Source organism: Ignavibacteriota bacterium, assembly GCA_019637995.1.
Classification (GTDB): domain Bacteria; phylum Bacteroidota; class Ignavibacteria; order Kapaibacteriales; family UBA2268; genus JANJTB01.
Genome location: JAHBUQ010000002.1, coordinates 726,946 through 742,042, shown reverse-complemented (window position 1 = coordinate 742,042; position 15,097 = coordinate 726,946). Strand labels below are relative to the sequence as shown.

Here is a 15,097-nt window from a genome sequence, read left to right as displayed (position 1 = left end):
CGGTTAAATCGGGCTAATTATCCTCAAGCCAAAAAAAGAATAATTAGCCCTACGGTTTTTATAACTAATTAACTAAAAGTCTTCCTTTACTCTTGGTATTCTTTAATTTATCATTTATTAAATAAAGATACACACCTGTTTTTAAATTTTCTAATTGAATCAAAAAGTATTTTTCTTCTCTAGAATTAGTCAAAATCATACGACCTAATAAGTCATATATTTCGATTATGTAATTATCATTCTTTAGAATTTCCAAATTAATTAACGTATTAATATCCAGGTTGTCACTTGTCAAATCATTGTGCATAAATTGCTTGCAATTTGGAGGTGGGGGATCAAAAATTGAATCCTTATCACAAATGTAAATACAAGGCCAAGGAGCTAAGTAACATTGAGATGGGGCACCTTCCGGAATATATGCATCAATTAATTCATACTTTGGATATGTATCCTTTACTAAATATTGCTTCCAACAGCATTGCGGATTCACATCAGGACAATACTTAATAATTTCTACACCATTTTCAATTCCTCTGAACCAACATGGAATATTTACTGCTCTATAAATATATGGATTTTCTGAATCATAAGAAATATCATATTCTTCTACCATCCAGTCATTTAATTTTGTTAATGCAAAAGTATAAAAAGCTTCTACACCTTTCATATTAAGACATGGAGACTGACAGTTTTCATGATAGTAAATCTCCTTTATTTGAACATCATAAGCATTAATTAACTGATAGTGATGAATGCATTGAGCATGCCTATGCCAAAAAATAATTGTAATGGTACATCCAAAAGGAATATCAGGACAAAAATTGATGAATTCATTCCATTCGATAACCAATACTTCTAAAGCCCATTCAGAATTTGGGCAATCCATAGGGCATGGAGGTGGTGGTTCTACCGCTTTGATTTGTAGAAATAAAATTATAAATACAAATACTATTAATATAATCTTTTTCGTTTTAAATTCTCCGATATTTTTCAAAAAATATTTAATTTTTATTAGCTCAACAATTTCACATAAGAAATTGTCAAAAATTCAAAAAACGGACTTCAGGTTTTAAAGCGAAGTCGCTGCTGTTTCCCTTTTTTGCGACAGAAATGATTTATATTTTGTAAATCTTATCTGCCGCTAAATCGTAATTCCGGGAATTTTAAGCTCCTCAAATAAAATAAATATTTTAATTTTGTGAGAATACTTTTCGTTGAGAATTCGTTGAGAATTCGTTGAGAATTCGTTGAGAATTCGTTGAGACAAAATTTATTAAACAAAAAATCTATATTCAGTTGAAGTAATAAAGGAGAGATTAAGCGTTTGAAATATGCAGATAACAATATGGCAAAAAGATATATTTTTGCCCCAAGAGTTAGGGCAATGTTACTATAAATTTTATGATATTTACTAATCAAAATCATATTTTTTCTTAGTTACCATTATCTTTTTACTAAAATAAGTAATTTCTGAATATTATACAAATAAAATTTTAAATCTATCAATTCATTAAAAATAATATGGATTATATGGTTGATTTTAAAACAAATAATACAAAAAAGCCCCCGAGAAGTACATTGAATGTATCTTCTGCGGGGGATATATGTATGAGGAGAATGCTTTTTGTATTATTTTCTGCTATTATCTCTTCAGATTAGTGGTTTCATTCAGAATCTGGTCGCTGAGTGTGATTGTACGGGCAGCGGCTTCATAAGCACGCTGAGTAGAAATCATATCAGTGAACTGTACAGTCATATCAACATTTGACTGCTCAAGTGCCCCACCTGCTACTGCAGTAGATGGAAAAATATCAACTGCTGTACCGACATTAGGAATACCGCTGTTTGGTGATTCACGGTAGAAGTTTGCACCATTACGAACAAGTCCTTCGTTGTTTGTGAATTTTGCAAGCGCTACCTGCCCCAATCTTTCAGACTTGCCATTTGTAAACGCACCCCAAACCTGACCGCGACTATCAACTGAAAGGTCAATCAAACCGCCAGCCTGATAACCGTCCTGCTCAGTAAATGTTGCTGAGTTTGGAGCGGCATAATTTGTTATACCTGCTGTAATTTGATTAGGATCTGCAAGCTGAACAACAATATCATTATCAAATCTGCCCGGTAGCAATGTATCGAGGTCTGCCTGAAGCAAACTGAGTGAAAATGGAGCCTGAATTGTACCATCCGTATTAAATGCAATTTGACTTATAACGGCAGGAGTTGTATCATTCAAATCAATATCAACTCCATCAATCTGAGCCTGAATAGCATAAAAGTCATCTGTTGGGTCTAATGGGTCAGCACCTACATCAAAAGTAAATGTCAATTTGAGCTCGTGCACACCACCAACGTTATCATAAACACTTATAGTAGTTACTTTTTCAGCACCATTGGGGTTATTTGCATTCAAATTGCCTGTCATTTTAACAATCTGGGTCTGATTAGGTGCAGAGATGATATTATTTGGAATATTCAAATTTCCTACTGTACCGACTAAGTCATTGACTCCGTTAGTTTTGCTAACAATACCCGAGGCATCAGCTTTAACAGAATAGCCTTGCAGAATAGCACCTGTTGATGAGTCAACAAGGAATCCATTTTTATCACGGCTTACATTACCTGCACGGCTGTACATATTCTGTCCGTTTAGATTATAGATAAAAAAGCCTTCACCTTGAATTGCAAGATCCAGCGGGCGATTTGTAGCTTCGATTGTACCCTGAGCCATATCCTGAGAAATCGAACCGAGTTTGACACCAAGTCCAAACTGCAATGGGTTAGTTCCTCCTGTACCAATACCGTCAACACTTTCAGGAGAGCGACCCTGGCTTACAACCTGATAGAACTGCTCTTCAAAATTTGCGCGGTTACCTTTGTAACCAATAGTATTTAAGTTTGCCAAATTATTCGAAATTGTATCGAATTTTAGCTGGTGAGCTCTCAGAGAGCTTGCACCGATAGAAAGTGACCTTGAAATAGCCATTTTTAATTCCCTCCGGAATTTATAAATTTAACATAATATTTTATTCAAAGAATGAATCCCTCTGTCGTTCAGGATTCGGAGGGTTTCCGGCTTAATGATGCAATTGCTCAGAAAGCAGGTCCAACCCTAAAAAAAGTCAGGCAAAAACTGCCGAATCAATTTTCGTAACGATTCCGTCATCCATATTATCCCTCATGAACATTGTAATAACAGTTTTGTTTGGGATATTGACAATGAATGCCTTCTCGTCCAACATTACAAGTGAATCTATTGATTGCTTCACTTCTGCTTTTTCAATTGCACTTTCAAGTCTGGTAATCTCTCCATCCGAAAGCCCAATATCTCTGCTTGCCATTCGGGTCAAAGCATGCCCCGAGAATTTGATTTTGCCGAGTTCTTCAGCAAAAACTTCGCTAAACGGCGTCCCGTGATTTACTCTGCCTCCTTGATTTTCGATGAAGTTGCCTTCACCTACTCCTCTTACCGGCAGAAAAGGAACGGATACACCGCCAATTTCCAACATATTATCCTCCGTCTAAATAGTTCATAGCTTTAGTTTCCTGATATATCTGAAATACTGTTTAATGCAAGTTCGGTACCATTAATTACAAGCATTGTACCCTCTGCTTTGAATCTTACAGACTCAATTTTACCAAATAAAAACGTATATGCAGAGAAGTTGCCACCAATTTTGTCTTTACCTTCGACGCTGAAAGTATATTTACCTCCGCCTGCAGTGCTTCCACTGTCAGTAGTTCCGTCCCATAGGATTTTGTGACTGCCCATGTTTAATTTCTCATCAGAGAGTTCGATTTGCTTGATAATTCTACCCCCGGCATCACGAATGACAAGTCTTGCTGACTCAACGTTAGTAGGCAGGTCATATCCAAGAGTCGGTTTATTGATTCCGTCATAATCAAATGTGTTGGTCATGGCTTTGGCATTCTTGCCTATCATACCCGGGAGAGCAGAGTTTGCAATAGTTTGGGTTAGTACACTATTAGAGTAAACTTGCTCTTCAATGAGCGACCTGATATCAACCAACTGCTCAAGCTGAGAAAACTGTGCAAGCTGAGCCGCGAATTCCTGATTGTCATAAGGCTTAAGAGGATTTTGGTTCCTTAGCTGAAAAGTGAGCAATTTCAGAAATTCGTCTTTTCCGACGACACTCTGAGAAACGGCTCCACTTCCTGCGGCAAGAGCCGGAGTGGCAGTATTCATGCTGATTCCTTCAGTCATTTATGCAACCTCCTGTTGCTAAATTAGTAAATTATATATATTGTTCTATGTAATTGCCCTGATCAAATCTCTGCCTTGTTTTCGGCTCGATATCAATGGGCTCTTTTTCATTGAGTATTTTATCCATATCAAATACCCCTGATTTATTTCTGTTACCGGTTTCGTTATTTCTATCCCTTTGCGCAGAAGCATCCTTTTTCTGCTCGCCGGTAAAATGATTGATATTTATATTTTCAATCTTAACGCCGTTTGATTCAATTTTATCCCGAAGATTCGCAATATTACTTTCAATTGCTTTCGTTGTTTCACGGCTGTCAGCTTTGAAATTCAATTTTACACTATCTTCAGATACATTGATTTCCACAAATATCGTACCAAGTGACTTTGGAGTAAGAATCAATTTAGCTGTACCGATATAGTTTCCGCTTGAATTTGAAACTATATCACTAAGAATTCCCGGCATATTGCCAAGCTTAACCCTTGTAAATGTCATATACGAAGGCATTTCAGGTTTAGCTTGAGTCTGATTTGAAGACTTAAGCTGCCTTGATGAAGCATTTTCCAAATTCTTGATGAATGGATTTGATGCTTTTTTCTGAAATTCTTCTGACTGATTGCTGTTGCTATTTTTATCTGTATTTCCAAATCCTGTATAATTTTCGCCACCATTATTTGAATTTGAAAATTCACTTTGCTTAGATAAGCTTGAACTTTTAACTTCAGAAGCAGGACTAATTTCTACCTTCTTAATAGAATTTTGAACTAATTCAGGCTGATTAACATTATTATTAATCATTGAAGTTATTGAAGAAACAGGCTCTTTGAGTTCAGTGAGCTTGTTGGAAATCATAACATCATCTTTGCTGGTAATTTTGTCAGTAAAAGTAGGTTTATCCTCCTGCAACGATGCTTTTAACTCGCCTGAGTCTGAACTTTCAATTAATGATGCAGAATATTGTACATTTGATTCCTGAATTTCAATTTTCGGAGAATTTGATGGATTCTTATCATTTTGAGTTTCACTTTTAAATTTCGGAGTACTATTTATTGGTGAAATGTTTTGAATATTTTTATTATTTGAATTAATTTCAATTTGCAAATTATCAGAAGCTGAAGTATTGAACATATTATCAAGCAATTTCGCAATTTTCGGAATATCATTTTTTGGGCTTAGTTCTGCACTATTCTTAGTTTCTTCAATTTCTGTTTTGATGCTGTCAGAATGTAATATTTTCAGTGGCTCTGTGCTTTTAGTATTCTGTTCAAATTCACTTAATTTACCATTACTGATAATATTCTGTACAAATTTCATATTATTAATTTGCAGATTAAGTTCACCTTTGGATATATTTTCAATCGGCTGATTATTAAGAAATTTCGGCTGAATATTTATCGGATTAAAATCTTTTCCTGTGAATAAACTATCCACGAACCGAATATTATTCAATCTCAAAAGTACATCGCTATTCAGTGCGCTGCTTTTAGTACTGAAATCTTTATTTGGCGGTAAGTTATTATCATTCTTTGATAGTTCGGTATTGTCAGGCTTATTTATAACAATATCTTTAGAATTTACAATTTTATCGGTTGGAGGGGTTTCAATATTTAATTTTAAAGGTGATTTTACATCCTGTAAGATTACTTTTTCAGTTTGCGAAACGACCGATTCCCGCTTAATTTCAACTTTTATATCTTTAATATCTGATTTATAATCAATTAGCTTCGCTTCATTTGATGAAATATTATTCTCAGTTTTCACTTGTTTCGGATTAATATTTACAGCTTCAGCAAAATTCTGCTTAATATTAACGCGTGGAATTATGGTATCCGGTCTGACTTCAGATTTCACGTCTTTTGAATCAATCGGCTTTTCCGGAGTGAATGCATCTTTTAAAATATTAACCCCGTCAGATTTCGCTTCTTTAGGATTAATATTTACAGCTTCAACAAAATTCTGCTTAATGTCAACTCGGGGAATTATGGTATCCGGTCTGACTTCAGATTTCACGTCTTTTGAATCAGTCGACTTTTCCGGAGTGAATGCATCTTTCAAAATATTAACCCCGTCAGATTTCATTTCTTTCGGATTAATATTTACTGCTTCAGCAAAATTCTGCTTTATATTAACGCGTGGAATTTTGGTATCAGGGCTGATTGCTGATTTCAATTCTTTTGATTCAGTCGGCTTTTCCGGAGTAATTGCATCTTTCAAAATGTTAACGCCGTCAGCCTTCACTTCTTTCGGATTAATATTTACAGCTTCAGCAAATTTTTGTTTGATATCAACGCGTGGAATTTTGGTATCAGGGCTGATTGCTGATTTCAATTCTTTTGATTCAGTCGGCTTTTCCGGAGTGAATGCATCTTTTAAAATATTAACCCCGTCAGATTTCATTTCTTTCGGATTAATATTTACAGCTTCAGCAATATTTTGTTTGATATCAACGCGTGGAATTTTGGCATCAGGGCTGATTTCAGATTTTACTTCATTTGAATCAGTCGGTTTTTCAGGAGTAATTGCATCTTTCAAAATATTAACGCCTTCAGATTTCATTTCTTTCGGATTAATATTTACAGCTTCAGCAAAATTCTGCTTAATGTCTACTCGGGGAATTTTGGTATCCGGTCTGATTGCTGATTTTACTTCATTTGAATCAGTCGGTTTTTCAGGAGTAATTGCATCTTTCAAAATATTAACGCCGTCAGATTTTAGAATTTCAGAATTGCGATTTGATACAATATCTGCTTCAATTTTATCTGAAACAATTAGATGTGCAGGTGATTTTTTCGATGAAGTATTATCAGAAAAAACATCTGCTTTGTCAGAATTCTGCCCTGAATATTCTTTGAATCCTCTGCCAACAATTTCTTCGTTAAGCAAGGACAATTCTTTTTTAACAATATGCTTTAAAGGTCCTCCCTTTTCACTGGAATAATCTTTTGTTGGTAAATCACTTACATTAATTTCAAAATTGTTTTTTTCTGCAAAATTCAAGTTAGAAACATGATACTCATTGAAATCATTTGTCCCGGTCAATTCAGATAAATTTTTAGAATTTACTTTTAGAATATCTGATTTAAGTAAATCTTTTGGGTTCAAATTATGATTTTCACCATTTTCAAAAAAAGTGTTTTTCCCTGATGTTGCAAATAGAGATGTTTTTTCGGTCTTGTTTGCATCATTGCCAGCCAAATTGCTTTCCGAAATACCCAATAATCCCGAGAAGCTTATAGCAGGATGCTTGCCACCGGACTTTTCAGCCGTAGCAGATTTAGATTTTTTAATCAACTTGCCGATTAAAGAATCAGCATCAAATTTTAAAATATTCGTAAGCATTTGTGCATCCTGCATTCATAATATTAATAATTTCCTTTAAGCAGTATTTCGGCAGCAAATTCCGGTTTCATAGACTCCAGTACTTTGCCTGCTTTCTTTGGTTGCATTAGCTTGAGAATTCTTGCGGCATCCTTTCCGTCAAGTCTTTCAAGAATTTTAGCAACCTCTGCCGGTCCTGTGTTATTGTAAATTTTTGCAAATTTTTGTATATTTTCATCGTTCAGCGAATCAAGTTTTTCATATCTCAGAGAGTCAGTATCATTAACCAATTCTCTTGTTTGCCTAAGCTCAACCAAAACCTTACTCATCTGATTTTTTAGTAATTTAACCGAATCCCGCATTTGATTTTCGATATCATTGAATTCGACAATTCTTTTCACTAAAGCAGAAATTGAATCGCTGTAAACTTTCACAGTTAAATTTTTATATTCTAGACTGTCTTTTAGAGCATTGGTCATCAATTTCAAAGAATCATAGGTCAAAATAACTTCATTAGTATCGGATTCCTCACTCGATATAGCCAGCGAATCGGTGCCGTCTTTTTTCTTCTTATCATCAGTCTTGTGAGCCAATTGCGCTTTAATGTCTTTTTTTGGAGCAAATCCTAACAGTTCAGGATACAAGTAGTAGATTCCGACAAAAGTCCCTATCAGGAGCACAAATGTTCCTAATAATATCGCTACTGCCGTAAATAACTGCTTTTTATCCATTATGTTTATCTCTGTTTTTCATAGTAATCTGTAAACCAATTTCATCCAAAAATGCGCCCTCTTCCTTTTTTTGATTTTGATCATGGGCTAACTTTTGCTTATCTTTAAGTTTATCAATAACTTTTTCATCCTTCATAGCACTGGTTAACTTTTTTCTTCTCAGGTTTTCGATCTCCAGCACCTGTTTCTTCTCTTCGTTTAGTCTTTCAATTTCGTCATTCAAAAAATTTATATGATTATTTTTATTTTGCAAATCGGCAGCTTTTATTTTGCCTTTTTGAGTGCCGAAAAGCACTTGTTTTTTCTCTTCGTTTTGCTGAATTTCCTGCTCTTTTTCATTCCGGATTTTCACAATCTGATTAAGCGATTCAGTTGCTTGATTAACTTTATCAGCTCTGTATTTCAGAACAGACTCCAGCTTAAAATTAAATTTTTTCGCCATTTTAAATTATTTTAATTCATATATATAATTATGATAGTTTATATGCTCCAAATATTGTTAATTCAAATTTGCTTTTGCTTTAAATGCTTTAATATCCTTAATATTAAATATCTCAAGTATTTGCTTTACAGCTAAATCAAAATCAGTATGGTCATCAACTTCCTGCTTCAGAAAATTATTAATAATATCATAAAATTGAATTGCCTTATCTGTTTTAGGATTTATTCCTTGCTGATAAGCTCCGACACTAATCAAATCTTCAGCAGCTTTGTAAGTAGCAAGCATTTCCTGAAGAAACCTTGAAGCTTCTGCATGCTCTTTTGTAATGACATCGCTCTTGACACGACTGATACTTTCGAGTACATCAATCGCCGGATAATGCCCAAGAGAAGCAAGTCTCCTTGACAGAACAATATGACCATCCAGAATGCCACGAGCAGCATCAGCAATCGGCTCGTTCATATCATCACCTTCAACAAGTACAGTATATAGACCGGTAATAGAACCCTTGTCCGATGTACCAGCCCGTTCCATTGTTTTCTGAAGCAAACTGAATACACTTGGAGTGTATCCTTTAGTTGTCGGTGGCTCACCTATTGTCAAACCTACCTCCCGCTGTGCCATTGCAAGGCGTGTTGCACTGTCCATCATAAGCATTACATCCAAGCCTCTGTCTCTGAAGTATTCAGATATTGTTGTTGCCACAAGCCCTGCCTTAACTCTGACAAGTGGCGAAGAATCGCTCGTAGCAACAATAACGACTGACCTTCTTAAGCCCTCATCTCCCAAATCTCTTTCAATAAATTCTTTTACTTCTCTGCCTCTCTCGCCTATCAGTGCAATGACATTTATATCGGCTGATGTATTTCGGGCAATCATACCAATTAATGTGGATTTGCCTACTCCTGAGCCTGCAAAAATTCCTACCCTCTGACCTTTGCCAAAAGTAAGCATACCATCTATTGCTTTTATTCCTGTAGAAATCGGCTCGTTTATTCTGCTTCTTAGCAGTGGGTTTGGAGGTGGCGAATAAATAGAACGTGTCAAATTTATATCAAGAGCTCCTTTATTGTCAATCGGTTCTCCAAGCCCATCAAGGACTCTGCCTAAAAGACGGTCGCCTACTTTTACTGTAAGTTGTTTGCCAAGACCTACGATTTCCATACCCGGAGCTATACTTGAAACCTCACCCAAAGCCATAGAAAGTATTTTATTGCCATCTCTGAAACCAACGATTTCCGAACGGCATAGCTCTCTTCCTGAACGGTCTCTTAAAGAGCACACTTCACCTATGGGAGAAATAGGTCCGTCACTTTCAAGCACTAATCCGACAACTTTCTGAATTTTGCCTCTCATCACCAGAGAGTCAACAGTTTTCAGTCTGTCTGATATTTTTGCCTGCAATATGTCAGAATCAAGTGTAATCAAAAAATTAATTTCCTAATTGTATTCCTAATAGCGATGCCTGAATTTTCTCAAGTTGTGCTTCAATTGAAGCATCAATAATTCCGGCAGACGTTGTGATAATACATCCGCCTTTATTTATATGTTCGTCAGCATTAATTTCAATTTTTCTTGCAATTGCTTTATCTGAAATAAGTGAACTTTTTGCTGATTTCAGAATTTCAAGTTCACCCGGATTTACCGAAATCCTTAGAATCGCCTCTTCATCAATGCTCCTGATTGCTTTTTTAGCTTGTTGAAGAACCACTTCTGAGTCCAGTTCGATTTCCCTCATAAGTATATGTTTTGCGATTAATATTGCCGATGGCACAACTGATTCTTCCATTTTCACTATAAACCTGCTGAATTCTGACCTCAACTCCTGCGAAAGTGTATCGAAGCCACCAATCCAATCTTTATATTTTTCAACTTCATTTTGATAAGCAATCCCGGCAGCTTCATGGCCATCTGAAAATCCTTTGTCATAAGCTTCCTGAATTTCTAATTTAGCTTCATCAAGCGTCAATGTTGGCTCAGTAACTTTTTTTAAATCTATATTAATTGGCTGATTTGTATTTGAAACAACAAATTTCTCAGTAAAGACTGTTTTCTTGGCTTGTTCCTTTTTTCTTTCAGCCATCAGAGTGGCTGTACGTCTTCTTTTTTTATGCTCATTAATAAATGCCTGCATATCTGAGGATTTGCCTGAAAACTCTTCATAATGAAAATTATCAGTAAGCCCTACTTTTGCGTGCCTTGTAGTTCTGGGAATATTTATTGTTACTTCACTCAATTTTACATCACCAATTACGATTAAACAAACACATCTTCTTTACCTCTACCGCCGACTGATATTTCTTCGCTTTCTTCCAATTCCTTGATAATATCAACTATTCTCATCTGAGCAGATTCAACATCCTTCAGTTTAACCGGTCCCATATATTCAAGTTCTTCTTTCACCACAGCCGAAGCGCGCTCTGACATATTCTTAAATATCTTGGTTCTGATTTTATCATCAGAAACTTTAAGAGCCATAGCAAGGTCTTTCTTGTCAACATCACGAAGAATTCTCTGAATGCCTTTATCATCAATGAGTATAATATCTTCAAATAAGAACATAAGTCTTTTTATTTCTATAGCCATATCCGGTTTCTTCTCTTCAATTCTTTCCAGCATAAGCTTAGCCATAGCATTATTACTCTTATTGAGGATATTTGCTACAAGCTGTGAGCCGCCTGCCTGTGCAAGATTCTGTGAAAGAGTCTGCTCAGCGATTTGGTCAACTACATGTTCAATTTCTGAAACAAGCTGAGGTGAAACCTTTCCGATTGTTGCAATTCTAATTATGGTTTCTGTCTTTAAATCATCTTTGAATTCAGCTAATACTTCAGCCGATTGATCCGGTGGGAGATGAGAAATTATAAGCGCAATTGTCTGAGGGTGTTCTTTGGATAAGAAGCTTGCTAACTGCTGCGGGTCAGACTTTTTGAGAATATTGAATCCACGGATTGTAGTCAAAACACGGATTTTTTCAATTATTTCCTTAGCACGATCGTGTCCGTAAGATTTCTCAAGTAGTACCTGAGCATATTCAAGCCCACCTTCAACCATATAGCTTTGGGCTGACATCAATTGATAAAATTCTTCTATAACATCATCAATTGAATCAGGACCTAAGTCTCTCAAATTTGTTATTTCTACAGCTAACATCTCAACTTCTTTGATTTCAAGTTCTTGAAATACTTTCGCTGCGACATCTACATCCAAAGACATCAAAAGAATTGCGGCTTTCTGTTTGCCGGTTAAATCCTTTATGGTTCTTTTTTCTTCCGCTGTTTCTGTTTTTGCCATAATTAATTTATCATTTAATTTTACTTTTTCGGTCTTTCGTCAGGATCCTGACTTATCATTATTCGAATTAATCGAGCAGCATCTTCAGCTTGTTTATCAATAAAATCCTGTACTTTATTGCGTAATTCAAGTTTCATAAGATTTTCTTCGTCCAACTGTGCATTCTTACCACTATACATTCCTTTTTTCGATATCGAACCTTTTTCAGGATACAAACTTGATTCAAGCATAAGATTATCGTCACTTAAGGGCGACCTTGATTCACCTTCAAGCAATAGCTGCTCGGGTAGCTCAGAAGGAAGTAGCATAAGATTATCGTCAAGATTAAGCTCATCAACAATTTGCTGTTGCTGTGCTTCTGAATCTATATCAACCGAAAGTTCAGCCTTGCCCGGTAGTTCCATAGCAATTCTGACTCTTTCCTTTATCATTTTTGATTGCATAAATTTATACATCAGAAGTACAGTTATGAGTATAATACCAACAAGCAGCATTAGCTTTTGGTTGTAAGGCTCTTCGTACCATTCGAGTTTTGGAGCGATTTCATTTTCGAATTCGTCCATATTTGTATCAAATCTTATGTTGTTAACTGTGATTTGGTCGTTTCTTGCAGGGTCATAACCAACAGCATTTTTTATAATGTCGGTTAATTTTTGCATCTCCTCATCAGACCGCTCTTCGTAAGTTATGGACTTTTTACCCTCATTTTCGGTTACTTTTGGAATACTGTTCACAACTGCAGCTACGGATAATCTTTTAACATGACCAACGCTATGAACTATAAATTCTGTATTTTGAGGTATTTCATAATTTAATACAGAATTTGACTGAGCTCGGTCATTAACAACAGCTAAATAGTAGAGAGAATCAGTTGATTTAGAATCTTCTGTTATTATCTGTTCACTTCTTATGACCGCTCTGTCGGGGTCAAAATCAGTTTTAGTCTGCTCAATTCTTGTAAAATCAAGCTCGGCATTAAGTCTTACATTTGAATTCCCAACACCTAATACATTATCAAGTATTGCTTGCGCCTTATTTGTGAGATGTTCTTCGACTTTACGCTGCTGGTCAAGCTGTTTGGCTGTCAATCCTGCAGCAGTACCACCTTCAGTATCCTGAATTGAAAGCAATTTACCCTTGTGGTCAATAACAGATACATTGTTTGTTGCCATACCTTCAACACTGGTTGCAACTAAAGTCTGTATGGCTTCAACTATTTTTGAGCTCAAATTTCTGCCGCTTCTTAATTGCAATGTAACCGAAGCTGTAGGTATTTTCTGATCTTCGGTAAATAATGCTCTTTCGGGAACTACAATATGAACTCTGGCTTTTTTAATCTCTTCGATGGAGCCGATTGTTTTTGAAAGTTCCCCTTCAAGTGCTCTTTTATGATTTAATTTCTGTACAAATTCACTCATACCAAGATTTGTCTGATCGAAAAGTTCATACCCGACAACACTTGTTTCGGGAAGTCCCTCAGCGGCAAGTGCCAGCCTGGTATCCATTACAATGTTTTTATCAACAGTGATTGTTGCACCATTGTCTTTAATCTGATACTTAATTCCTCGCTCTTTTAGATTTTCGGTAATTTTACCTGCATCAGCACCTTCCAATCCACTGAAAAGTACTGCCTGCTCTTTTGTTCCTGTTGATATTAAAAAATATGCAAGTGCAAAAACAACCAAAGCCGGAATTATTACTATTGCAGCTTTCTGGACTATTCCTAACTTTCCGAAGAATGATTTTACCTGATTTTGAATATCGTTGTCAGCCATTTTTGTTCCCTGTGGTTAATATTATTGCATTCTCGAAACTTCACGATACAAGTCAAGTCCTTTGTTACGTAATTCAAGTAGAAGTTTAAATGAAGTAGCAGCTTTGTTAGAAGCAATCATAACATCGTGCAAATCAATTGGTTCGCCCCTTATAAAAGCTTCTGTCTTATTGCCAGCTTCTTTTTGAAGTGAATTTACATCGCTGACCAATTCTTTTAGTGTTTCGGCGAATCCACCTTTGTTGTTATAGCCTATAGAACCGGTATTAGGCGGTGTAATTTTTAAGCCGTCTTGGTTGGCATTTCCAATTCGATTTGTATTATCATTTTTGAAGTTGTCCATCAATCCCGGACTTAAATTTTCCATCATTGACTCAGGATTGAAATTCTTTGGGTCAATATTGTCAAGACCCGCTGCTTTCATAACATTTCCGGGGATAATTCCTCCCCCTAAGCCTATACCTTCTATCATTTGTGAATCCTTTCAATTTATTTTTTATTTGTCAATCCTTGACTAAATTCTTCCGTCTATCAAACTTCCTTTCTGAATAGCGGAATTTTGCAATTTACCGGCTCGAGTAAAGACTTCATGAGTCATTAGCTGTTTGGAACTTTCAGGAAACATATTTACAAAAAATTTCCTCTCGTCACCAGTAACAATTCTTTTATGATTATATTTTTCAAGTGTTGACGCTTGAGTGTTATTCTCAGACAGCTTCTTTACAGAGCTGTTCGATTTGACTTCAATTGCGTCGTTTCTCAGAGTATTTAAATTATATGCACGTTGTAAATTAAATGTATCAATTTTCATATACAATATCCGACTATTTTATATTTCAAGTGAATATTTAGCTATATTTTTTGCTGCTTCAGTAACTTGAACATTAGCTTCAAATGCCCTTTGAGCAGTCATCATTTCTACCATTTCAGTAACGATATTTATATTCGGCACTTCAACATACCCCTTATCATTTGCATGAGGGTGTGCCGGGTCATAAATCAATCTTGGAGGCGTCTCATCTTCTTCTGTTTTGAACTGTAAAACATTACCCGCATTTGCTCTTGATCGAATATTGCCACCATGGCTCATATCTGTACCTGATAAAGACAGCTGGTCTTCAAGCATATTATCAAACTTACGCTCTGTAACTTTCTGAGCAACCACAACCTGCCGTTTGTAAATGTTACCCTCAGCATCTCGGGTTGTATTTACATTTGCAATATTATTTGCTACAGCTGAAAGGCGAGCTCTTTGAAGGCTCATTCCTTTGCCACTGATATCAAGTGATGAAAATAAATTTTCTGCCATTATAAG

The 15,097-nt window shown here is 35.8% G+C and carries 14 protein-coding genes; all 14 read right to left on the bottom strand.

All coding sequences use genetic code 11. The annotated features are described in order from the left end of the window. Window positions 1–64 precede the first annotated feature (64 nt). Window positions 65–886: a T9SS type A sorting domain-containing protein gene (locus tag KF896_09055; GenBank protein MBX3043853.1), complete on the bottom strand. Its 822-nt coding sequence runs from the start codon at window positions 884–886 to the stop codon at window positions 65–67. Window positions 887–1,642: 756 nt separating this feature from the next. Then, a complete protein-coding gene (locus KF896_09050) occupies window positions 1,643–2,986 on the bottom strand; it encodes a flagellar hook protein FlgE (protein ID MBX3043852.1) in 1,344 nt (447 codons plus the stop codon). 136 nt (window positions 2,987–3,122) lie between these two features. Then, window positions 3,123–3,509, bottom strand: coding sequence for a flagellar protein (locus tag KF896_09045; GenBank protein MBX3043851.1), 387 nt, complete (start codon window positions 3,507–3,509; stop codon window positions 3,123–3,125). Window positions 3,510–3,538: 29 nt separating this feature from the next. Then, window positions 3,539–4,225 (bottom strand): hypothetical protein, encoded by a 687-nt coding sequence (locus tag KF896_09040; protein ID MBX3043850.1) that lies wholly within the window; start codon window positions 4,223–4,225, stop codon window positions 3,539–3,541. Window positions 4,226–4,256: 31 nt separating this feature from the next. Continuing rightward, window positions 4,257–7,562, bottom strand: coding sequence for a flagellar hook-length control protein FliK (locus KF896_09035; GenBank protein ID MBX3043849.1), 3,306 nt, complete (start codon window positions 7,560–7,562; stop codon window positions 4,257–4,259). 23 nt (window positions 7,563–7,585) lie between these two features. Next, complete coding sequence (locus KF896_09030) at window positions 7,586–8,272, bottom strand: hypothetical protein (protein ID MBX3043848.1); 687 nt, start codon at window positions 8,270–8,272, stop codon at window positions 7,586–7,588. Beyond that, window positions 8,265–8,714 carry a flagellar FliJ family protein gene (locus KF896_09025; GenBank protein MBX3043847.1) on the bottom strand — a complete coding sequence of 150 codons (450 nt, stop codon included), beginning with the start codon at window positions 8,712–8,714 and terminating at the stop codon, window positions 8,265–8,267. The genes KF896_09030 and KF896_09025 overlap by 8 nt, the downstream gene beginning before the upstream one ends. 57 nt (window positions 8,715–8,771) lie before the next feature. After that, window positions 8,772–10,118: a FliI/YscN family ATPase gene (locus tag KF896_09020; GenBank protein ID MBX3043846.1), complete on the bottom strand. Its 1,347-nt coding sequence runs from the start codon at window positions 10,116–10,118 to the stop codon at window positions 8,772–8,774. A 28-nt stretch (window positions 10,119–10,146) separates the two neighbouring features. Beyond that, window positions 10,147–10,950 carry a hypothetical protein gene (locus tag KF896_09015; GenBank protein MBX3043845.1) on the bottom strand — a complete coding sequence of 268 codons (804 nt, stop codon included), beginning with the start codon at window positions 10,948–10,950 and terminating at the stop codon, window positions 10,147–10,149. 20 nt (window positions 10,951–10,970) lie between these two features. After that, on the bottom strand, window positions 10,971–12,008 hold the full coding sequence (gene fliG, locus KF896_09010) for a flagellar motor switch protein FliG (GenBank protein ID MBX3043844.1): 1,038 nt from the start codon (window positions 12,006–12,008) through the stop codon (window positions 10,971–10,973). Window positions 12,009–12,028: 20 nt separating this feature from the next. After that, window positions 12,029–13,783 carry a flagellar M-ring protein FliF gene (gene fliF, locus KF896_09005; protein MBX3043843.1) on the bottom strand — a complete coding sequence of 585 codons (1,755 nt, stop codon included), beginning with the start codon at window positions 13,781–13,783 and terminating at the stop codon, window positions 12,029–12,031. Between the two features lie 21 nt (window positions 13,784–13,804). Further along, a complete protein-coding gene (gene fliE / locus KF896_09000; GenBank protein MBX3043842.1) occupies window positions 13,805–14,254 on the bottom strand; it encodes a flagellar hook-basal body complex protein FliE in 450 nt (149 codons plus the stop codon). Between the two features lie 42 nt (window positions 14,255–14,296). Continuing rightward, window positions 14,297–14,593 carry a hypothetical protein gene (locus KF896_08995; protein MBX3043841.1) on the bottom strand — a complete coding sequence of 99 codons (297 nt, stop codon included), beginning with the start codon at window positions 14,591–14,593 and terminating at the stop codon, window positions 14,297–14,299. A gap of 18 nt (window positions 14,594–14,611) precedes the next feature. Next, window positions 14,612–15,091: a flagellar basal body rod protein FlgC gene (flgC, locus tag KF896_08990; GenBank protein ID MBX3043840.1), complete on the bottom strand. Its 480-nt coding sequence runs from the start codon at window positions 15,089–15,091 to the stop codon at window positions 14,612–14,614. Between the last annotated feature and the right edge of the window lie 6 nt (window positions 15,092–15,097).